Origin of the sequence: Azospirillum agricola (assembly GCF_020005195.1) — a bacterium.
Lineage (GTDB): Bacteria > Pseudomonadota > Alphaproteobacteria > Azospirillales > Azospirillaceae > Azospirillum > Azospirillum agricola.
This window is the reverse complement of sequence record NZ_JAIFZR010000006.1, coordinates 227400-247960: the sequence shown is the minus strand read 5'-3', so window position 1 is coordinate 247960 and position 20561 is coordinate 227400. Positions and strand designations below refer to the sequence as shown.

The following is a 20561-nucleotide window of genomic DNA, read 5'->3' as shown; positions in this document are numbered from 1 at the left end:
GCCGGGCGCTCAATGGGGCGCCAGCAGCCGGAAGGTCTGGTCGGCGGAACGGTTCTGGCGATGGGCGGCGGTCCAGCCGATGGCGCGGCGGTAGCTGCCGAACAGGCCGGCGGCGGCGACCGCGTCCTCGGCGATCCCCGTCACCGTTTCGGCATCGGGAGCGACATAGAGGGCGTCGTCCGGACAATGGGCTTCGCACAGGAAGCAGGTCTGGCAGTCGGTCTGCCGGGCGATGACGGGGACGGCCCCATCGGCCCGGCCGCCCCCGGTCGGCTGGAACACGTCCATCGGGCAGACGGAGACGCAGATGTTGCAGCCGGTGCAGCGGGCCGGGCTGATCAGCTCGATCATGCCGCCAGCTCCCGGCCGGCCTCGGCCCGATCCAGGCGGACCGGATCCGCGCGGACCGGCGCCGGGCGGGTCGAGACCTGCACCTCGTCCAGGCCGCCGACCGTCAGCAGGTGGCGCTGGGCCGGGTCGAGGGCGGCATGGTCGATGCGGCGGTGCATGCCGCGCGATTCGGTGCGGGCCAGCGCCGAACGGTACATCCAGCGGGCGGTCGCCAGCATCGCAGCCGCCTCCCGCACGCGCAGGACGGTGTCGGCGGAGGCCGGCATCGCCGCGGCGGCATCGGCCCACAGCCGGTCCAGCCGGGCGAGAGAGCCGGTCAGCCCCTCCTCCGTGCGGAAGTAGTTGATGTCGTAGGGGAACACCTCGGCCTGGACGGCGCGGGTCAGGCCGCCGGCATCGATTGCCGCGCCACGCCGCGGCCTGTCCTGCAATCCGGCGCCGCCCGCCCGGCGCAGGGTGCGGGTTCCGTTGCCCAAGGCACGGCCCCCCAAGGCACGGGCATGATCGGCGGCCCCGAAACCCGCCCAATGGCCGGTCGACATCGCCCAGGCGGCGTTGTGGCTGCCGCCGCCGGTGAAGCCGCCGCAGATCGGCTCCCGCGTCGCGGCGTCGCCGGCGGCGAACAGTCCGGGGACGGCGGTGGCGCAGGTGCCGTCCACCAGCCGCAGGCCGCCGGTGCCGCGCACGGTGCCCTCCAGCCGCAGGGTCACCGGGAAACGCTGGGTGAAGGGGTCGATGCCGGCGCGGTCGAAGGGCAGGAAGAAGTTCGGCTGGGCCTGACGCATCGCCGCCCACAGCTCCGGTTCGGCGCGGTCGAGGCGGGCATGGACCGGTTCGGTCGTCAGCACCCGCGCGATGAGGGACCGGCCGCCCTTGGAGGCCGCCCCGGGAATAGGCTCGCCGTCGGCACGGGTGAAGCTGGCCCACTGGTAGAGCAGCGTCTTGGTCACCGAGCCGAAGGCCGGGGCGATGGCGTAGGCGTTGGAGAACTCCATCCCCGACAGATCGGCCCCGGCCTCCGCCGCCATCAGCAGGCCGTCGCCGGTCAGCACGTTGCAGCCCAGCGCCTTGCTGAGGAAGGCACAGCCGCCGGTGGCGATGACCACCGCCTTCGCCCGCACGGTCCAGCGCCCGCCCTTCTGCCGCCGCACGCCGACGGCGCCGGCCACGGCGCCGCTATCGTCGACCAGCAGTTCCAGCGCCGGGCAATGGTCGAGGATCGTCACCCCGGCCTGTTTCACCCGGCGGCGCATCAGCCGCATATATTCCGGCCCCTGCACCGACACGCGGCGCTCACGCCCGTCCTCATCGCGTGGAAAGGGATAGCCCCAGTCGGCGAGCTGGCCGACCGCCGCATGGGTGCGGTCGAGCACGCGGTCCATCCAGCCATGGTCGGCCAGATGGCCGCCCAGCCCCTCGCGCGATGCCTTGGCCGCCGCGCGCTTGGCCGGATCGGGATCGACATACCACAGCGTGGTCCCGGACGCCGCGGTGGCGCCGGACGTGCCGCAGAATCCCTTGTCGGCCAGAATGGTGCGGGCACCGCCGGTTGCAGCGGCGATGGCCGCCCAGGTGCCGGCGGGACCGCCGCCCAGTATCAGGACGTCGGTCTCAAGGTCGAGGGATGCGGCGGATGAACTGACAGGAGCGCCGGGCACGTTGGCCATCGGAAAAAACCCTCCGGGACTGTCGATCATGCGGATTGAGCGAAGCGGCGATTCCTGAACAGTTTTCAATTACTGCTTTGGATCGCTCTTTCTTCATAAAATCATACTTACACAGTAGAGATAATGCGCATACCAAAATATGCACATCTGTGAAAAATTTCGGCCAGCACCTCCCGCCGAGGGGATGATGCCGGCCGTGCAGTGAGGAATTGGGCTACGAGAGACCGCTACCGCCGGACGTTGGGCGCTGGACGATGGGCCTTACGCCTCGGCCAGCGCCTGCTCCAAGTCGGCGATGATGTCGTCGGGATGCTCGATGCCCACCGACAGGCGCACATAGCCGGGGGTGACGCCGGTGGCGATCTGGTCTTCCGGCGACAGCTGGGAGTGAGTCGTGGTGGCCGGGTGGATCGCCAGCGACCGGGCGTCGCCGATGTTGGCGACATGGTAGAACAGCTTCAGCGCGTCGATGAAGCGCCGCCCCGCCTCAGCCCCGCCGGCCAGCTCGAAGCCGACCAGCCCGCCATAGCCGCCCTTCAGATAGGTGTCGGCGCGCCGCCGCGCCTCGCCCTCCTGCAGGCCGGGGAAGATGACCGACGTCACCTTGGCATGCGTCTTCAGATAATTCGCGACGATGCCGGCGTTCGCGTTGTGCTGGCGGATGCGCAGCGGCAGCGTCTCCAGCCCCTGGATCAGCTGGAAGGCCGATTGCGGGCTGAGCGCGGCGCCGATGTCGCGCAGCAGGGTGACGCGGGCACGCAGCGCATAGGCGATGGGGCCGAGCGGCTTGGCCGCCTCCGTCCAGATCGCGCCGTGATAGCTGGGGTCGGGCTGGGTCAGCAGCGGGAAGCGGGCGGCATGCGCCTCCCACGGGAAGGTGCCGCCGTCGATCAGCACGCCGCCGATGGTGGTGCCGTGGCCGCCGATGTATTTGGTCGCCGAATAGATCGTCACCGCCGCGCCATGGTCGAAGGGCCGCACGGTCAGCGGGGCCGCGGTGTTGTCGACGATCAGCGGCACGCCCAGCTCCAGCCCGATGTCGGCGACCTCGCGGATCGGGAAGACGTTCAGCTTCGGGTTCGGCAGCGTCTCCGCATAATAGGCGCGGGTACGCTCGTCGGTGGCGCGGCGGAAATTCTCCGGGTCGGCCGGATCGACGAAGCGCGCCTCGATGCCGATCTGCTTCAGCGTGTTGGCGAACAGGTTCCAGGTTCCGCCATAGAGATCGGTGGAGGTGACGATGTTGTCGCCGGCCTGCGCCAGATTCAGCACCGAATAGAAGGACGCCGCCTGTCCGGACGCGACCGCCACCGCCGCCGCACCGCCCTCCAGCACGGCGAGCCGCTGTTCCAGAACCTCGACCGTCGGGTTGGTGACGCGGGTGTAGATGTGGCCCAGCTCCTGAAGCGCGAAGAGGCGCTCGGCATGGGCGGTGTCCTGGAACTGGTAGGAGGTCGTCTGGTGGATCGGCACCGCGACGGATCCGGTGACGGGATCGGCGCGGAAGGCGCCGCCATGGACGGCCAGGGTTTCGAAATGCGGCTTGCGGTCGGTCATCGGGCGGTTCCTCATTCTCGGTTCTTGCTGTCGGTGCCGGTCAGGCAGAGGCGCCGACCAGATCGGCGTAATGGCGGCGGGCCACGTCGGGGTGGGAGCGCAGGCGGCTCTTCAGCGTGTTCTCCCCGACCGAGCTGTAGAGCGGGTTCAGCGGGTCGCGCTCGGGACCTCGCGCTTCGGCGGCGAGATCGTCCGGCAGCGGCAGCACCGGCACCTGGACATCCAGTCCGGCCCCCAGGAAGAAGGCGGTCGACAGCCGGTCCACCCCCGCCGGCGGCGTCACCACCCGATGCACCGCGGCGCGGAAATAGCCGTCGGTCGCCAGTTCCAGCAATTCGCCGGCATTGACGACGAAGGTGCCGGGGACCGGCGGCACATCGGCCCAGCCGCCATCGGTTTCGATCTGCAGACCGCTCTGGCGGTGCTGGAGAACCAGCGTCAAGAGGCCGCTGTCCTTGTGCGGCCCGACGCCCTGCCCTCCGGCATCATCGGCGGGAGCATCGGCGGCGGGAACCGCGTCATGGCCCGGATAGCGGATCAGCTTGACGAGCTGCGTCGGCTGGTCGGTCAGGATCGGATCGAAGGCATCCTCCGGCAGGCGCAGGGCCACCGCCACCGTCGACAGGATGCGCCGCGACACCGCGGTCAGCTGGTCCTGGAGGCGCAGCACCGCCGGGCGCAACTCCGGAAGGGCCTCCGGCCACTGGTTGGGGCCCTGCAGGCGAACCCAGGGCGGCTGGTCCGGGCCTTGGGGCAAGGCCGGCCGCTCCGCACCGACATCCAGCTGCTCGCGCCAGTCGGCCAGACCGCGCGTGCGCTCCCAGCCGGCGCGGGTATAGCCGCGGAAATGGGGCGAGTTGACCATCTCGATGGACAGCTTGTCCTGCTCCGGCAGGGCGAAGAAGCCGCGCGACAGGTCGAAGACGGAGTCGATGAAGGCCGGATCGACCCCGTGGCCGGTCACATAGAAGGCGCCGAAGCGGCGGATCGCCGCCCGCAGCTCCGACAGGAACAGGGCGCGGTCCGCAGCAGCGCCATCCAGGCGGGCGAGATCGAGAAACGGCAGAGGCGGCCGCTCGGCCGAAGAGGGAAGCGCGGTCACAGGACTCTCCTTTGCGGACATGCGTTCGGGAACGCCCGCTTCGTGCAGCGACATGTGAAATCGGATTTTGTGGAAGCGGGTGCGGCCGCTCAGTCGGTGCGGCTGCGCGCCTTCAGCCAGGTGCCGCGCATCTGCGCCCAGAGCCGGCTGACCGGCGCCTGTGGCGAGGGCCCGTCATTCACGGCACACATCCCCATGGCTTCCGGAAGCGGGATCCAGACCATGGTCTGTTCGGACGCTGCGGAGGCGGAGGCCCGGCGGGCTGTCTGAGGATTGGCCATGATAGCGTTCCAGTACAATGACTTGGGAGTTGGGGCTTGAGGCTTTGCACGGCCGCCGGGGTCACGGAACTCCGGGCGGCATCCCGGTTTCACATCAGATCATTACGCGGGAGACGCTTATTGTCTACAGTAATTGTGGATTTATGGGCCAGGAAAATTCAGAATCAACAATTTGGAAACGTTGTTTTATAATTTTTCACGAAACCGTTGACAGAGCAATTTCCCTATCTGCTAATTAGGGAATAAGCGCTGCCCTTCACGGCTGCCCTGCCAACCGCAGGCCCACAAACTGATCCGGCCGGTCGGGCGCCCTTCGCTGCGGTGCTCCACCTCTTTCACAAAACAACAAACTTATTGCGGGAAACCACCATGCGCACTCCTTCGCAGGCTCCTTCGCGTCCAACATCCCGAAGCGGCCTGTCGCCGCGCTTCCTGATCGCCGGCGCCCTCAGCCTCGCCATCGGCCTCGCCCTGACCGGCGCCGCCAAGGCCGGTCCGACGCTGGACGCGATCAAGGCGCGCGGCAGCATCAAGGTCGGCGTCGGCACCCAGCCGGGCTTTTTCGCCCCCGACAGCAACGGGCGCTGGCAGGGCTTTTTCGTCGATTTCGGACGGGCGCTGTCCATCGCCGTGTTCAACGACCCGGACAAGGTGCAGTTCGTCTCCTCCTCGCCGCAGCAGCGCCTGCCGGCCCTGCAATCGGGCGAGTTCGACATCCTACTCTCCGGCGTGACCCAGACCTTCACCCGCGCCACCAAGCTGGGCTTCCATTTCGGCCCGGTGGTCTTCTATGACGGCCAGGGCCTGCTGGTGCCGAAGAAGCTGGGGGTGACCAAGGGCAAGGATCTCAACGGCGCCACCGTCTGCGTCCAGACCGGCACCACTGGCGAACTGAACATCACCGACTTCTTCCGGCAGAACAAGATCGCCTTCAAGCCGGTGGTGATCGAGGAAACCGCCGAGAACCAGAAGGCCTTCGCCAGCGGCCGCTGCGACGTGCTGACCCAGGATTCCTCCGATCTGGCGATCACCCGCACCCAGCTGCCCAAGCCCGACGATTACGTCCTGCTGCCCGAACGCATCTCGAAGGAGCCCCTGGCCCCGGCCATCCGCTACGGCGACGACCAGTGGCTGGAGATCGTCAACTGGGCGGTCTACGCCACCATCCAGGCGGAGGAACTGGGCATCACCCAGGCCAACATCGACAGCTTCCTGACCAGCACCGATCCGACGATCCGCCGGTTCCTGGGCGTCGATCCCAGCCTGGGCGAGGCGGCCAAGCTCGACCCGAAATTCGCCTACACCATCGTCAAGACCGTGGGCAATTATGGCGAGATCTTCGACCGCAACGTCGGGCCGGCGACCAAGGTCGGGCTGGACCGCGGCTTCAACAAGCTGTGGACCCAGGGCGGCCTGCTCTACGCCCCGCCCTTCCGGTGAGCAATCCCGTGCCGCCCGGCGTCCTGCGTTCCGGTCCGGTCGCCGCGGTCGCCCTCTGGTGGGGTGGCCGCAGCGGCCTTCAGGCGGCGATCCTGGCGCTGGTGCTGCTGGGCGGCTTCCTGCTCGGCTCCAATACGCTGGCGAACATGGAGCGCTTCGGCATCACGCCGGGCTTCGCCTTCCTCGGCCGCCCGGCCGGCTTCGAGATCGGGGAGGCGCTGCTCGACTACCGGCCGCAGGACAGCTACGCGCTGGCCCTGCTGGTCGGGCTGCTGAACACCGTCAAGGTCGCGGTGGCCGGCTGCCTGATCGCCACCGTCCTGGGCGTGCTGCTGGGGGTGGCGCGGCTGTCCGGCAACGCGCTGCTGTCCGGGCTGGTGCAGGGCTATGTCGAGCTGATCCGCAGCACGCCTCTGCTGCTCCAGCTCTTCTTCTGGAGCGCCACCTTCCAGGCGCTGCCCTCGCCGCGTCAGGCGCTGAACCCGCTGCCGGGCGTCTTCCTGTGCAACCGCGGCATCCAGCTGCCGGCCTTCGCCGACGGGCGGGCGGGCGGATGGCTGCTCGCGGCCATCGCGCTGGCGCTGGCGCTCGCCCTTGCCGGGACCGCTCTGCGCCGGCGTCTCGGGTGGCGGGATGCGCTGTCCGGGACAGTGGTCGCGGCGGCCGCATGCGGCCTGCCCGTGGTGCTGCTGCTGGCATCGGGCGTGCCGTTGCAGGTCGAGCGTCCCGAACTTGCCGGTTTCAACTTCAGCGGCGGGACGACGGTGTCGCCGGAATTCTCCGCCCTGCTGGTCGGTCTGGTCGTCAACGCCGCGGCGATGATCGCGGAGATCGTGCGCAGCGGCATCCAGGCGGTGCCGGCCGGACAGTGGGAGGCCGCACGCGCGCTGGGCCTGCCGCGCCGCCGGATCATGCGGCTGGTGGTTCTGCCCCAGGCCATGCGGGTGATCGTGCCGCTGCTGACCTCCAGCTATCTCAACCTGACCAAGAATTCGAGCCTCGCCGTCGCGATCGGCTTCCCGGATCTGGTCAGCGTCATCAACACCAGCGCCAACCAGACGGGGCAGGTGCTGGAAACCATGGCGATCATGATGGGCGCCTATCTGATGGTGAATCTCGCAGTCTCGGCGGCGATGAACCTGTACAACCGCCGGCTGGCGGCGAGGGGGGCGCGATGACCGACGGCGTTCTGCAAAGCGCACCGCCCCTCACCTCGCCACAGCCGCGCTGGCAGCGCCTGTGGGCCGGCCTGTTCGGCACGCCGCTGAATGCCGCGGTGACGCTCGGCTGCCTCGCCCTTCTCGGCTGGGCCGTGCCGCCGCTGCTGCGCTGGACCCTGCTGGACGCCGTGTGGGTCGGTCCCGCCGACCGCTGCGTCGACGCGGCCGGCGCCTGCTGGGCCTTCATCGGCGAGAAGCTGCGCTACATCCTGTTCGGCTTCTACGACCAGGACCGGCAGTGGCGCCCGGCGGCGGCCGGCGCCATCCTGCTGGCGCTGGCCGGCATCAGCGGCATGCCGTTGTTCTGGCGGCGGGCGACGCTGGGGCTCTGGCTTGTCGGGCTGGCCGCCGCCCTGCTGCTGCTGAGCGGCGGCCCCGGCGGGCCGGCGGTGCCGACCGAGCGCTGGAGCGGCCTGCCGGTCAGCCTGCTGCTCGCCGTCGTCGGGCTGGTCGGCGCCTTCCCGCTGGCGGTGCTGCTGGCGCTCGCCCGGCGCAGTTCCATGGGCGGGGTGCGGACGCTGGCCGTCCTGTTCATCGAGGTGACGCGCGGCGTGCCGCTGATCGCGGTGCTCTACGTCGCGACCCTGCTGTTGCCGCTGATGCTGCCCGCCGGTGCCGCCATCGACAAGCTGCTGCGGGCGCAGATCGCCATCATCCTGTTCGTCTCCGCCTATTTGGCCGAGATCATCCGCGCCGGCCTTCAGTCCATCCCAGCGGGTCAGTATGAGGCCGCCCAGGCGCTGGGGCTCGGCTACTGGCAGTCGATGCGGCTGGTGATCCTGCCGCAGGCGCTGCGGACGGTGATCCCGTCCATCGTCAATCTGGCAATCGGCCTGTTCCAGGACACCACGCTGATCATCGTCATCGGCCTGTTCGACCTGCTGAACACCGCCCGCACCGCCGCCAAGGACCCGGCATGGCTGGGATTCTACGACGAGGCGTTCGGCTTCGTGGCGCTGATCTACCTGACGGTCTGCGTCGTCGCCTCCCGCTACAGCCTGTGGCTGGAGCGCCGGCTGCGGCGGTGAGGCCCGCCCGCCGCAGCCGGCCGGATCAGGAGTAAAAGCCCGGTTCCGGCAGCGCGCCGGTCAGGGCATGGACGCCCAGCTCCTTCAGCTTGTAGTCCAGCGGGTCATGCAGGGAATGGGTGCGGACATTGCGCCAGAAGCGGTCGAAGCCATAGCGCCCGGCGGCCCCCCGCGCGCCCGTGATGTCGAACAGCCGGCCGGCGGCATCCAGACCGGCACGGGCGGCGGCGAGCTTGAAGGTGGCGACGGCGAGCGAGGTCTCGCCGCGCTCCTGGCTCCCCAGCGACCGCCCGCGCTCCCACGCCCGTTGCAGCCGGTCGAGCGCCAGCCCGCCCAGCGCGTCGGCCGCGGCGACGGCCAGCTGCGCTTCGCCGAAATGATGCAGCAGATAGGGGTCCTCGGCGGCGCTGGCCACGCCCGACGCCCGCCAGGGCCGCCCTTCCGTCAGGGTGAAGCCGCGCGCCGCCGCCAGCGCCCCTTCGGCGATGCCGAGATAGAGGCTGGCCAGGATCGACTGGGCGATGCAGGGACGCAGGCTGGAGGCGACGTCGCCGAATGGCCCCGGCGGTCCCAGTATGTCGGCGGCCGACACCGCCACATCGGTGAAGGTTACGGTGCCGCTGTCGGTCTGGCGCTGGCCGATGGCGTCCCAATCGTCCAGCACGGCGATGCCGGCACGGTCGGTCGGCAGCACCATCACCCGCAACACACCGTCCGGCCCGTCCGCCGACACCAGCAGCAGATCGGAATCACTGGCGCCGGAGCAGAAGCTCTTGGTGCCGTTCAGGCTCCAGCTCTGCGGCTCCTCCCCGTCCTCGACCGCCTCCCCGGCCGGCGTCAGATGGGTGCGGCGGTCGAGCGGGTTCAGCGCATTGCCCCAGAACAGGCCGCGCCGCGCCGTGGCGGTCAGCAGCCCCGCCCGCTGGGTCGGGTTGCCATAGAGCAGGATCGAGGCAACCATCAGGTGATGGAAGGCGAACAGATGGGCCAGCGAGGAATCGACCTGCGCCAGCTCCCGCACCGCCCCCAGGACGGCCGGCCAGCCTTCCCCCTGCCCGCCATAGGCCGCCGGAATCGCCAGGGTCAGCAGGCCGGAGCGGCGGATGGCGTCGCGTTCCGCCTTGGCGGTGCCGCCGGCCCGGTCACGGGCGACGGCGGTCTCATCCAACAGGCTCTTGAGGTCGGCCAATGCCCCGCGCAGGGCCGGGCTGGACAGCGGAACGAGGCTCATGAGGCACTCCTGGCCGGCTGAAGGTCGCCGAAGGGGCTGACGAAGGCGACGTCCGGCGCCGCTTGGGCTGCTGGCGGCGGGGCCGTCACCGGCAGCAGCGGGAACAGCAGGTCGGCGACGCGGTGCGCCTCCTCCAGATGCGGGTAGCCGGACAGGATGAAGCTGTCGATGCCGAGGTCGCGATACTCCAGCAGCCGGTCCGCCACCTGCCGCGGGTTGCCGACCAGTGCCGTTCCGGCCCCGCCGCGCACCAGCCCGACGCCGGCCCACAAATTCGGCGCCACCACCAGATCCGGGCGGGAGGCAAGCTCGGTCATCCGGCGCTGGCCTTCGGATTCGAAGCGGCGGAAGGCGCCGTGCGCGGCCTCGACGGCGCTGCGGTCGATCTTGCTGATGAGTTTCTCGGCGGCGGCCCAGGCTTCCGCCTCGGTCTCGCGCACGATGATGTTGACGCGCAGGCCATAGGACAGGGTGCGGCCATGGGCCGCCGCCCGCGTCCGCACGTCCTTGAGCTTGGCGGCCACTGCATCGGGCGGCTCGGCCCAGGTCAGGTAAGTGTCGAAATGCTCGGCCACCGCGGCATGGCCGGCGGGCGACGAGCCGCCGAAGAACAGCGGCGGATGGGGGCGCTGCACCGGCCGCAGCGGCACGGTGGCGCCCTTCACCGTCACATGGCTGCCGGCGAAATCGACGGTCTCGCCGGCCAGAACCCGCTTCCACACCGTGAAGAACTCGGCCGCCTGGGCATAGCGGGCATCATGGTCGAGGAAGACCCCGTCGCCCGCCAGCTCCGCCGCGTCGCCGCCAGCCACCACATTCAGGTAGAAGCGCCCGCCCGACAGCCGGTCCAGCCCGGCGGCGAGCCGGGCGGCGAAGGTCGGTGTCATCGAGGACGGCCGGGTCGCGACCAGGAAGCGCAGCCGCTCCGTCGCCGCGATCAGCGCGGCCGACACGATGTAGGGCTCCTCGCAGGCCTTGCCGCAGGGAACCAGCACGCCGTGGTAGCCGCGCCGGTCGGCGGCCTGGGCGATCTCCGTCAGATAGGCCAGGGTGGCGGGCCGGCTGTCGACCTGGCTGCCCAGATAGGGGCCGTCGCCATGCACCGGCAGGAACCAGAAAATGTCCATGGGTCGGGTCTCCGCTCAGAGGTCGAGCGCCAGCAGGCGCCGGGCGTTGTCGAACAGCAGCCCGTCGAGCACCGCCCCGTCGAAGCCGAGCTTCAGGAAATCCTCCACCGTCTGCTTCATCGGGCGGAACGGGTAGGAGCTGCCGAACAGCAGCTGGTCGCGCAGGAAGCCGTTGGCCGCCTCGACATAGAGGCGGCTGCCGGGCAGGAAGAGGTACATGTCCGGCACGATGTGAACGTTGGGATGGCGGAAGGCGATGCCGACGATCTCCGCCACATGCGGCCAGAAGCCGTGGTGGATGACGATGTTCAGGGTCGGGAACGCGCGGGCGATGCGGCCGACCGGGGCCGGGTCGTTGAAGCGCGGGTCCGGCGTGGTCGGTCCGGTCATCAGGAAGACCGGCACCTTCAACTGGTCGCAGGCGTCGTAGACCGGCAGCAGCGACGGATCGTCGAAGGCAATCGCCGGATCGAGGAAGCCGGGCTCCAGATTGATGCCCTTCAGCCCCAGCGCGGCGATGGCGCGCCCGGCCTCCGCCACCGCGGCGGCGGTGCCCTGGCGCTGCGGATCGACCGAGCCGATGCCGATTAGTTCCGGCCGGCCGGCGACCAGCTCATGCACCCGGTCGTTGGAGGTGCTGACGCCGGGGGTGTCGCGGCCGACGATGGCGGCGGCGGTGATGCCGGCCTCGCGCACATCGGCGAGATAGCCGTCCAGCGTGTGGGAGCGGGTGAAATGGGCATCGTCGCCACGGGTGCCGACGCGCCGGTTCAGCCATCTGGCCGTCTCGAAGCCGGGGGTGCCGGGGGTCGCCCCGTAGAAATCATGCAGGAAGGCGGGGCGGCTGCGCAGGTCGATGATCTTGCGGGACACGGTTGCGGTCTCCGGTTGCAGGGTCTGCCGGATAAGCGCAACATCGGTGCCAAACCGGTTTTTTCTTTGTTTCCAGATGATTGGCGAATCCCCTCCCCGGCGGTTGCGCTGCAATTGCAACAGCTGCCGCCGGGGAATTGCTGCATGGGCAGCGCCGGTTTCACAGAGGGCCCGCTAGGCCCAGTTCCCCGACCACACGGCTTCGCGCACCGATATGCTGGATTTCAGCAGACCGGAGGCGTGGAAGCTGTCGGCCACCGCCTGCTGGCGCCGCACCGCCCGGTCGTCCAGCGGCTTGGCCCCGTAGGTCAGCCGGCTGAAGGCCAGTTCCAGCGCCGGGGCGTCGATGCCGAGGTCGCGCGTCATGCTGCGCGCCGCCTCCGCCGCGTGGAGGGCGGCGTACTCGCCGGCCTTGCCCACTTCGTCGAGCAGGATGGCGACGGCTTCCGGGTTGCGGTCGGCGAAGCTCTGGTTGGCGAGGTAGAACTGGTGGTTCGGCACCAGCCCGCTGCCGTCGGTCAGCACCCGCGTGTCGTCGCGGATCTGGGCCGAGGAGAGCAGCGGATCCCAGATCGCCCAGGCGTCCACCATCTCGTCGAGCAGCGCCTCCAGCGCCGCCGCCGGCTGCATATGGACGATGCGCACGTCGTCCAGGCTCAGCCCATAAGCCTGCAACGCCCGCAGCAGGAAGTAATGGACGTTCGACCCGGTGTGCAGCGCCACCGTCCGCCCGCGCAGGTCGGCGGTGCTGCGGAAAGGGCTGTCATGGCGGATCAGCAGCGCCTCGGCATTGGGGGCCGGCGGGTCGTAGCCGACATAGACCAGCGGCACGCCGGCCGCCTGGGCGAAGACCGGCGGCGCCTCCCCGGTCGCCACGAACTCCACGTCCTTGCTGCCGAGCGCGTCCATCATCTGCGGGCCGGACACGAACTCGGTCCAGGTGACGCGGTAGCCATGGGCGGCGAGCCGCTGCTCCACGGCGCCGCGCATCTTCAGGATGCCGGAGGTGCCGAACTTCTGATAGCCGATCGGCAGATCCACAAGCCGGACAGGCAGCCGGGCCGGCAGGGAAGAATGGGCCGGCAGGGAGGGCGTCGAAGCCCGCTCCTCCCCCGGTTCCGCGGCACCGGACCGCCGCCGCGGCGCGATGGCGCCGAGATGGGCCAGTTGGGTGCGGAAGGCGTTGCGGGTCATGCCCAGGCTTTCCGCCGCCCGCATCTGGTTGCCGTCGGCCAGTTCGAAGGCGCTGCGCACCGCGGTGCGGACCAGCCGCTCATACAGGTCGGCTTCCCCGTCGGCGATGGCGCGAGCGACCAGCGCCTTCACCGCCCCCTCAAGGTCGCTGGGCGGCGGCTCCGCCGCACCCGATGCCCGGCCCTGGCCCTGACCATGCCCCTCGCAGCGCAGGCGGACGTCGTCCGCGCCGATCTCCGGACCGGGCGCCAGCAGCACCGCGTTGTGCAGCACATTCTCCAGCTGGCGGATGTTGCCCGGCCAGGGGCACCGGGCCAGCCGGCGCAGCGCCTCCACGCTCAGCGACAGCTCAGGCCGGCCGAGCCGTTCCTTGTGGAGGTCGAGGAAATGCCGGGCCAGCGGCGGGATGTCGCCCGGCCGCTCGCGCAGCGGCGCCAGCCGCACCGAGGCGACGTTCAGGCGGAAATACAGATCCTCGCGGAAGCGCCTGGCCTCCACCGCCGCCTCCAGATCGACGTTGGTGGCAGCGATGACGCGGACGTCGATGGGAATGGGTTTGCGCGAGCCGACGCGCACCACCTCGCGCTCCTGCAGCACGCGCAGAAGCTTGACCTGAAGGGCGGGCGGCAGGTCGCCGATCTCGTCCAGCAGCAGCGTGCCGCCATGGGCGGCCTCGAACCAGCCGGCCTGGGTCTTCAGCGCGCCGGTGAAGGCCCCCTTCTCGAAGCCGAACAGTTCGGCCTCGGCCAGCGTGTCGCTGAAGGCGCCGCAATTGACGGCGACGAACGGGCCGTCGGCCCGGCGGCTGCGGCTGTGGATATAGCGTGAGACCAGTTCCTTGCCGGTACCGGTTTCGCCTATGATCAGCACGGTGGCGTCGCTGGGCGCCAGCCGGTCGAGATCGGCCTGGAGCCGTTGCGACTGCGGATCCTCGAACACCATCGCGGTGGCGCGGATCTTCGGCTTGCGGGCGCGGCTGGCCGGGTCGAAGGCGACGATGCGGCGCTGTTCGTAACCGGCGGCGTCGATGCCCGGTCCGCAACTCCCGTCCTGGCCCACGACGACGGAGGGCAAGGCGGCGGCGTCGAACCGGCAGGAGGACAGGCCGGGCCCCGGACGGGGAACGGCGTCGAAGGCTGTCGCGGCGGGCCAGCGGTCACTGGGCGGGATCCTGGTCATGGCGGCACCTGCTTCCTGAGGCGGGCATCGTCGGGTCACCCCGAACATTCCCCAGTGTATCAATATGGAAATAGATTCAATATTACAAACTATTTATGTTATACATCTTGTCTACTTGTGTGTTTTACATGATTCCTGCTGCATGTGCAGCAGCGGCGGCGTGACGGCTGCTGCCTTTGAAGCGGATCCTCGTTGCCCGCTACATAACTTCATAAATGATTTCAATATTCTACTGACTTGGCACACAGCTTGCCCCTATGGCTCCGGACATTCCCGCACTGGAGCTTGTGTAAAATGGGCAAGATCAAGGTCGTCACCGTTTCCGGCAATCTGGGCGCCCGGTCCCGCACCCGTGCCCTGATCGATGCCGTGGTCGAGGGGGTGGAGGCACAGCTTTCCATCCATCGCACCGACATCGTGATCGGCGAACTGGCGCCGGAGCTGGGATCGCTGACCGACCCGAAGGCGATCCCGCCGCGCGTGGCCGAGGCGCTGGCCGCCATCGCCGGCGCCGACCTGCTGGTCGTCGGCACGCCCGTCTACAAAGGCTCCTACACCGGGCTGTTCAAGCATCTGATCGACTTCATCGACCCGAACGCGCTGGGCGGCGTGCCGGTGGTGCTGACCGCGACCGGCGGCAGCCCGCGCCACGCCCTGGTGATCGAACACCAGCTGCGCCCGCTGTTCGGCTTCTTCCTGGCCCACACGGTGCCGACCGGAATCTTCGCCCAGGACGGTGACTTCACCGACTACCGCCTGACCAGCCCGGAGATCGCCGCCCGCGCCGCCCGCGCCGCCGACGAGGCGGTGCGCATCGCCGCCCTCGGCCGGCTGGCCGCTCCCACCGCTTCCCTGGCCGCCGCGCCCCTGGTCGCCGCCTGATCCTCCCTTCTTCCGCTCCCGGAGACTTCGCCATGACCGCCACCACGACTGCCAATTCCGACGCCGTGAAGTTCGCCTATTGGGTTCCGAACGTGTCCGGCGGCCTCGTCATCAGCAAGATCGAGCAGCGCACAAGCTGGGACATCGACTACAACCGCAAGCTGGCGCAGATCGCCGAGCAGGCCGGGTTCGAGTATGCGCTGAGCCAGATCCGCTTCACCGCCGGCTACGGCGCCGACAACCAGCATGAATCGGTCGCCTTCACCCATGCCCTGCTGGCGGCGACCGAAAAGCTGAACGTCATCGCCGCGGTGCTGCCCGGCCCCTGGCATCCGGCCCTGCTGGCCAAGCAGGTCGCCACCATCAGCCATCTGACCAGGGGCCGCATCGCCGTCAACATCGTCAGCGGCTGGTTCCGCGGCGAGTTCCAGGCGATCGGCGAGCCGTGGCTGGACCATGACGAGCGCTACCGCCGGTCGGAGGAGTTCATCCGCGTCATCCGCGGCGTCTGGTCGGAGGACGATTTCTCCTTCAACGGCGCCCATTACCGTTTCGAGAACTACACGCTGAAGCCGAAGCCGCTGGCCCCGCTGCCGGAGATCTTCCAGGGCGGCAGCTCGCGCGCCGCCCGCGACATGGCGGCCCGCGTGTCCGACTGGTATTTCACCAACGGCAACACGCCGGACGGCATCAGGGCGCAGATCGACGACATCCGCGCCAAGGAGGCCGGCACCGGCCACCGCGCGAAGATCGGCGTCAACGCCTTCGCCATCGTCCGCGAGACCGAGGAGGAGGCCCGCGCCGTCCTGAGCGAGATCCTGGAGAAGGCCGATCCGGACGCGGTGAAGGGTTTCCACCACGAGGTCCAGAATGCCGGCAACGCCTCGCCGGAGCGCGAGGGCAACTGGGCCAAATCCACCTTCGAGGATCTCGTCCAGTACAATGACGGCTTCAAGACCAACCTGATCGGCACGCCGCGTCAGGTGGCGGAGCGCATCGTCGCGCTGAAGGCCATCGGCGTCGATCTGGTCCTGCTCGGCTTCCTGCATTTCCAGGAGGAGGTCGAGTATTTCGGCCGCCACGTCATCCCGCTAGTCCGCGAGCTGGAAGCGGCCAGGGAGCGGAAAGCCGTCGCCGCCTGATCCGATCCTCACGGGGGGAGGTGTCGCCTCCCCCCTTCCGAAGCCTTTCAACGGAGCGCGCCGATGCCGGCCGTCCTTTCCGAACCCGTTGTCCCGCCCGCGAACGGGAACGTTCCGTCCGCCCTGGCGGTCGAGGCGCTGTCGCTGTCCTTCGGCGGCGTCACCGCGCTGAGCGACATCTCCTTCGCCGTGGCGCCGGGGGAAATCCGGGCGGTCATCGGTCCGAACGGTGCCGGCAAAAGCTCGCTGCTCAATGTCGTCAGCGGCCTTTACCGGCCCGACCGCGGCCGGGTCTGGCTCGGCGGGCACAGCTTCGCCAGCATGCCGACCGACCGGCTGGCGACGCTCGGCGTGTCCCGCACCTTCCAGAATCTGGCGCTGTTCAAGGGGCTGTCGGTGCTGGACAACGTCGCCGCCGGCCTGTCGCACCGGCTGCGCGCCGGGGTGCTGGCCCAGGTCATCGGCCTGCCGGCCGCCCGGCGGGAACGGGCGGAGGCCCAGGCCAAGGCGGAGGAGCTGCTGGCCTTCCTGCATCTCGACGATGTCCGCGACCGCCCGGCCGGCACCCTGCCCTACGGGACCCAGAAGCGGGTCGAGCTTGCCCGCGCTTTGGTATCGCGGCCCCGCCTGCTGCTGCTGGACGAGCCGATGGCCGGCATGACCCTGACCGAAAAGCGGGATCTCAGCGGCCACATCCGCGCCGCCCGCGACGATCTCGGCGCCACCATCGTGCTGATCGAACATGACGTCGGCGTCGTGATGGGGCTGTCCGACCGCATCGCCGTGCTGGATTACGGCCGGCTGATCGCCGACGGCACGCCGGACGACATCCGCAACGACCCGGTGGTGATCGACGCCTATCTCGGCGTCGCCCACGACCTCGAAGCCGGAGAGGGCATCTGAGCCATGGAGTGGCAATTCTTCACCGAGGTGCTGGTCGGCGGCCTGCTGTCGGGGGTGATGTATTCCCTGGTCGCCATCGGCTTCGTCCTGATCTACAAGACCTCCGGCGTGCTGAACTTCGCCCAGGGCGCGCTGCTGCTGTTCGCGGCGCTGACCTTCGTCAGCCTGGCGGAGCGCGGCCTGCCGGTCTGGGCGGCGATCCTGCTGACGCTGGCGGCGATGACGCTCATCGGCGCGCTGATCGAGCGCACGGTGCTGCGCCCGCTGGTCAACCAGCCTCCGATCACCCTGTTCATGGCGACGCTCGGCGTGTCCTACGTCATCGAAGGAGCCGCACAGCTGCTGTGGGGCACCCAGGTGCATGGGCTGGATCTGGGCATCGACGATCTGCCGCTGGAGATCGGCGGCGTGCTGATCAGCAGCTTCGACCTGTTCGCCGCGGCGGTGGCCGGGGCGATGGTGGCGGCGCTGACCCTGTTCTTCCGCTACACCCGCATCGGTCTCGGTTTCCGCGCCGTCGCCGACGACCAGCTCGCCGCGCTGGCGGTGGGGCTGAGCCTGGACCGCATCTGGACCGCGGTATGGACCGCGGCCGGGGTGGTGGCGCTGGTCGCTGGCCTGCTGTGGGGGGCCCGGCTGGGGGTGCAGTTCTCGCTGTCGCTGGTGGTGCTGAAGGCGCTGCCGGTCCTCGTCCTGGGAGGGTTCGATTCCATCGCCGGGGCCATCGTCGGCGGCCTGATCGTCGGCGCGGTGGAGAAGCTGGCAGAGGTCTATGTCGGCCCCTTCGTCGGCGGCGGCATCGAGGGTTGGATCGCCTATGTCGCCGCCCTCGGCTTCCTCTTGATCCGCCCCTCCGGCCTGTTCGGCGCCAAGCCGGTGGAAAGGGTCTGAGCCATGACCGACATCGCCCTCGACAAGTCCGGAACCGGCACGGTGCGCCGCCTCTCCCCCGCCCCGTTCGGCATCGCTGCCCTGCTGATCGTCGCCTATGGCGTCCTGCCGCTGGTCGGCAGCGAGTATCTGTTCGACGCCATCCTGACGCCCTTCCTGGCGCTGGCGCTGGCCGGGCTGGGGCTGAACATCCTGACCGGCTATGCCGGGCAGGTGTCGCTGGGATCCTCCGCCTTCATGGCGGTGGGGGCCTATGCCGCCTACAATCTGGCGCTGCGCCTGCCGGGGCTGCCCTTCCTGCTGGACATCCTGCTGGCCGGCGGCGTCGCCGCCGCGGTCGGGCTGCTGTTCGGCCTGCCCAGCCTGCGGCTGCGCGGCTTCTACCTCGCCGTCTCGACGCTGGCCGCCCAGTTCTTCGTGCAGTGGGTGTTCAACAAGGTCGGCTGGTTTTCCAACGACAGCCCGTCCGGCATCGTCACGGTGCCGCCGCTGTCGGTCGCCGGCCTGCCGCTCGACAGCTCCGCCGGCCGCTACCTGTTCGCGCTCGGCGTGGTGACGGCGGTGACGCTGGCGGTGTGGCGGCTGGTGGAAAGCCCGACCGGCCGCGCGCTCGTCGCCCTGCGCGACCATGAGACGGCGGCGCGGGTGATCGGCATCCCGGTGCTGCGGGTCAAGCTGCTGGCCTTCGCCGTCTCCTCCTTCATCATCGGGGTGGCCGGCGTGCTGTGGGCCTTCGCCTATCTGCGCACGGTGGAGCCGGCCGGCTTCAACCTCGACCGCTCCTTCCAGATCCTGTTCATCGTCATCATCGGCGGGCTGGCCTCGCTGCGCGGAGCCTTCCTGGGGGCGGCGCTGATCGTCGTCTTCCCGCTGCTGCTGGCCCGGCTGGGCGAGGCGCTGCTGGGCGGGCTGTTCGACAGCGGCGTGCTGGAGATGAGCCAGCGCATCGTACTCGGCCTGCTGATCGTCACCTTCCTGATCGCCGAACCGGCGGGCCTGACCGCCCTGCTCGATCGCCTGTGGAACCGGGCCGCCGGACGCTTCCGACGGACCAGCTGAGCGGCCCGTCCAAAAAATCCGGGGCATCCCGCCCCTTTTCAAAAAACAGCCATCCCAACGGAGACACACCAGATGTCGCGTCCGAACACCCGAAACTTGTCCCTGAAAGCCGCCCTGCTCGGCGCGCTACTCGGCACTGCCGCCCTGCTGCCCGCCGCCGCCCAGGCCGACGAGCAGTATTTCCCGCTGCAAAGCTACCGCGTCGGCCCCTATGCCGCCGGCGGCACCGGCTTCTTCGGCGGCTTCATCGACTATCTGACGCTGGTCAACAACCGGGACGGCGGCGTCAACGGCGTCAAGCTGACCTGGGACGAATGCGAGACCCAATACGAGGTCGAACGCGGCGTCGAATGCTACAAGCGGCAGAAGAACCGCCCCGGCGTCGCCGCCTGGAACCCGCTGTCGGTCGGCATCGCCTATGCGATGATCGACGATGTCGGCCGCGACAAGGTTCCGCTGATCACCGTCAACCACGGCCGCACCGACAGCACCGATGGCCGCGTCTTCAAATACGTCTTCCCGCTGCTGCTGAACCCCTACAGCGAAAGCTCGGGCATCGTGAACTACATCGGCACGCGGGAAGGCGGGCTGGAAAAGCTGAAGGGCAAGAAGATCGTGGTGCTCTACCACGGCTCGCCCTACGGCAAGGAGACCATCCCGATCTACCAGCTGCTGGCCGAGAAATACGGCTTCTCGGTCGAACAGGTCGAGGTGCCGCACCCCGGCAACGAACAGCAGTCGCAATGGCTGTCGATCCGCCGGACCAAGCCCGACTACGTCGTCCTGCGCGGCTGGGGCGTGATGAACCCGGTGGCGCTGAAGACGGCGCAGAAGGTCGGTTTCCCCGCCGACCGCATCATCGGCAACGTCTGGTCCAACTCCGAGGAGGACGTGATCCCGGCCGGCGACGCCGCCAAGGGCTACACCGCCATCACCACCCAGGCGTCGGGTGCGGACTATCCGGTGCTGCAGGAGATCGCGAAGACGGTCTACGGCGCCGGCAAGGGCAATCTCGACGACAAGAAGCGGATCGGCAGCGTCTATCACAATCTCGGGATCGTGAACGGTATCCTGAATGTCGAGGCGGTGCGCATCGCCCAGGACAAGTTCGGCAAGCGCACCCTGACCGGCGACGAGGTGCGCTGGGGCTTCGAGCATCTGCGTTTGGACCCCAAGCGGGTCGAGGCGCTGGGCGCCAAGGGCCTGTTCCATTCCATCAACGTCAGCGTCGCCAACCACGAGGGCGAGGGGCGCGTCACCTTCCAGCAGTGGGACGGCGCCAAATGGAAGGTGGTGTCCGACTGGATCGCCCCGGACTGGGCGCTGCTGCGCCCGATCATCGAGAAATCGTCGCTGGCCTACGCCGCCGAGCACGGCATCCAGGTCCGCGACCCCGCCGCCGAAGAGGCGAGCAACTGACCGCAGAGGAGTCCC

17 protein-coding genes are annotated in these 20561 nt (G+C 69.3%); 9 read left to right on the top strand and 8 right to left on the bottom strand.

What is annotated here, in order from left to right; all coding sequences use genetic code 11:
* Window positions 1-9: 9 nt before the first annotated feature.
* The 4 genes from JN22_RS30025 to JN22_RS30010 form a co-directional block, all read right to left on the bottom strand.
* Entirely contained in the window at window positions 10-351 is a 342-nt protein-coding gene (locus JN22_RS30025) for a 4Fe-4S dicluster domain-containing protein (RefSeq protein WP_085557579.1), read from the bottom strand.
* Entirely contained in the window at window positions 348-2018 is a 1671-nt protein-coding gene (locus JN22_RS30020) for an FAD-binding protein (protein ID WP_085557578.1), read from the bottom strand. Before JN22_RS30020 ends, JN22_RS30025 begins: the two co-directional genes overlap by 4 nt.
* 261 nt (window positions 2019-2279) lie before the next feature.
* Window positions 2280-3575 (bottom strand): O-acetylhomoserine aminocarboxypropyltransferase/cysteine synthase family protein, encoded by a 1296-nt coding sequence (locus JN22_RS30015; RefSeq protein WP_085557577.1) that lies wholly within the window; start codon window positions 3573-3575, stop codon window positions 2280-2282.
* A gap of 40 nt (window positions 3576-3615) precedes the next feature.
* Window positions 3616-4677, bottom strand: a complete 1062-nt coding sequence (locus JN22_RS30010; RefSeq protein WP_317852941.1) for an isopenicillin N synthase family dioxygenase — start codon at window positions 4675-4677, stop codon at window positions 3616-3618.
* A 650-nt stretch (window positions 4678-5327) separates the two neighbouring features.
* On the opposite strand from JN22_RS30010, the gene JN22_RS30005 reads away from it, so the two are divergent.
* From JN22_RS30005 to JN22_RS29995, 3 genes are read left to right on the top strand one after another with little or no spacing between them, the layout of a single operon-like run.
* A complete protein-coding gene (locus JN22_RS30005; protein WP_223677977.1) occupies window positions 5328-6398 on the top strand; it encodes an amino acid ABC transporter substrate-binding protein in 1071 nt (356 codons plus the stop codon).
* Window positions 6399-6406: 8 nt separating this feature from the next.
* Window positions 6407-7576: an amino acid ABC transporter permease gene (locus tag JN22_RS30000; protein ID WP_223677976.1), complete on the top strand. Its 1170-nt coding sequence runs from the start codon at window positions 6407-6409 to the stop codon at window positions 7574-7576.
* Entirely contained in the window at window positions 7573-8646 is a 1074-nt protein-coding gene (locus tag JN22_RS29995; protein WP_085557575.1) for an amino acid ABC transporter permease, read from the top strand. The genes JN22_RS30000 and JN22_RS29995 overlap by 4 nt, the downstream gene beginning before the upstream one ends.
* Window positions 8647-8671: 25 nt before the next feature.
* Here the strand turns inward: JN22_RS29995 and JN22_RS29990 are convergent, their stop codons facing one another.
* The 4 genes from JN22_RS29990 to JN22_RS29975 all read right to left on the bottom strand — a co-directional run bounded on the left by JN22_RS29990 (window position 8672) and on the right by JN22_RS29975 (window position 14250).
* Entirely contained in the window at window positions 8672-9877 is a 1206-nt protein-coding gene (locus JN22_RS29990) for an acyl-CoA dehydrogenase family protein (RefSeq protein WP_085557574.1), read from the bottom strand.
* Window positions 9874-11004: an FMNH2-dependent alkanesulfonate monooxygenase gene (ssuD, locus tag JN22_RS29985; protein ID WP_085557573.1), complete on the bottom strand. Its 1131-nt coding sequence runs from the start codon at window positions 11002-11004 to the stop codon at window positions 9874-9876. Before ssuD ends, JN22_RS29990 begins: the two co-directional genes overlap by 4 nt.
* A gap of 15 nt (window positions 11005-11019) precedes the next feature.
* A complete protein-coding gene (locus JN22_RS29980) occupies window positions 11020-11877 on the bottom strand; it encodes an amidohydrolase family protein (RefSeq protein WP_085557572.1) in 858 nt (285 codons plus the stop codon).
* Window positions 11878-12051: 174 nt separating this feature from the next.
* Window positions 12052-14250, bottom strand: coding sequence for an aliphatic sulfonate ABC transporter substrate-binding protein (locus tag JN22_RS29975; RefSeq protein ID WP_223677975.1), 2199 nt, complete (start codon window positions 14248-14250; stop codon window positions 12052-12054).
* A gap of 294 nt (window positions 14251-14544) precedes the next feature.
* Between JN22_RS29975 and msuE the strand changes: the two genes are divergently transcribed.
* From msuE to JN22_RS29945, 6 genes are all read left to right on the top strand, one after another.
* Window positions 14545-15132: an FMN reductase gene (msuE, locus tag JN22_RS29970; RefSeq protein WP_085557570.1), complete on the top strand. Its 588-nt coding sequence runs from the start codon at window positions 14545-14547 to the stop codon at window positions 15130-15132.
* A 32-nt stretch (window positions 15133-15164) separates the two neighbouring features.
* On the top strand, window positions 15165-16274 hold the full coding sequence (gene sfnG / locus JN22_RS29965; RefSeq protein WP_085557569.1) for a dimethylsulfone monooxygenase SfnG: 1110 nt from the start codon (window positions 15165-15167) through the stop codon (window positions 16272-16274).
* Between the two features lie 63 nt (window positions 16275-16337).
* Window positions 16338-17177 (top strand): ABC transporter ATP-binding protein, encoded by an 840-nt coding sequence (locus tag JN22_RS29960; protein ID WP_085557568.1) that lies wholly within the window; start codon window positions 16338-16340, stop codon window positions 17175-17177.
* Window positions 17178-17180: 3 nt separating this feature from the next.
* Window positions 17181-18068, top strand: a complete 888-nt coding sequence (locus tag JN22_RS29955; RefSeq protein ID WP_085557567.1) for a branched-chain amino acid ABC transporter permease — start codon at window positions 17181-17183, stop codon at window positions 18066-18068.
* A gap of 3 nt (window positions 18069-18071) precedes the next feature.
* Complete coding sequence (locus JN22_RS29950; protein ID WP_085557566.1) at window positions 18072-19127, top strand: branched-chain amino acid ABC transporter permease; 1056 nt, start codon at window positions 18072-18074, stop codon at window positions 19125-19127.
* Between the two features lie 96 nt (window positions 19128-19223).
* Entirely contained in the window at window positions 19224-20546 is a 1323-nt protein-coding gene (locus tag JN22_RS29945) for an ABC transporter substrate-binding protein (protein WP_223677974.1), read from the top strand.
* Window positions 20547-20561 lie beyond the last annotated feature (15 nt).